This is a genomic window from Blautia sp. AF19-13LB (genome assembly GCF_003479105.1).
GTDB lineage: Bacteria > Bacillota > Clostridia > Lachnospirales > Lachnospiraceae > Fusicatenibacter > Fusicatenibacter saccharivorans.
Genome location: NZ_QUGO01000072.1, coordinates 1 through 854 on the forward strand (window position 1 = coordinate 1; position 854 = coordinate 854).

Consider the following 854-nt stretch of genomic DNA (forward strand, 5'->3'; position numbering starts at 1 on the left):
CCAAAATGCCCGCACACCGCCTTTGGATGAAAAGCGGCGCTTCTGGACGCGCGGTAAATCTCTATCATGCGCCCGTAGAGGATAACGGTTATCAGTACGGACATTATCTTCATGCACAAGCTCACAAGGCTTGTTTCCATGACAAGTAAGAGCAGTTCGGGGATTTCCATAGCGTCAAGCCCGCTCTGCATGGAAGCAAGGGCGGCGGCAACATCAATATTTGTGCTGCCGCCGATTACCCCCGCCGCGCCGGAAACAACGTGCTGCGCCATATCGAACACCGCCATAGTGATGTCAAAGGTATGCGTCACAAGGTAGACTGCGACGTAAGCCTTGAATACCCACTTGAAGAACATGGAAGTGTCAACGTCGTGCATATTGTTCTTTTCCGTTACCATGCTGATAAGCTCATAGCATAGGACGTAGGTAATGACAAGCCCCGCAATGGGTACGATTACATTCTCCGATAGTGTGCGTATCATGGAGAAGATACCCGCGTTCCACCCTTGCGGGGTCTGCCCTACCTCTGCGGCGATAGTGCCGACTTTCTCGTTCACGTCCCCGAACATAGTTGACAGATTACCGTTTATGGCTCCTATGAGGATTTCCTTTATCCATTCGTTAATCGCGTCAAGTATGCTCTGCATAAGCCTTTACCCGCGCTTCTTAACCGAACAGGCCGGAAAGCAGCGGTACAAGGGTCATGCCGATAAGGGCAACGCCGCCGCCCGCCATGAGCTGTTTTATCCCCAATTAGGTGTAAAAACTCTGCTCGATGGCGGGCGGCGGCGTACAAAAAATCTATATGGTGTTTTTAAGAGAACCGTCCCGGCGGGACAGGTCAGGCAGTGACC

General features: G+C 52.1%; 1 protein-coding gene and 1 pseudogene. Both read right to left on the minus strand.

Going from position 1 to position 854, the window contains the following annotated elements; translation table 11 throughout:
- The coding region (locus DWX32_RS19320; protein ID WP_118660896.1) for a VirB6/TrbL-like conjugal transfer protein, CD1112 family at positions 1-647 on the minus strand (647 nt) is incomplete at its 3' end.
- Between the two features lie 19 nt (positions 648-666).
- Positions 667-750, minus strand: a pseudogene (locus DWX32_RS19325) (Maff2 family mobile element protein); the annotation flags it as partial.
- Positions 751-854: the final 104 nt, after the last annotated feature.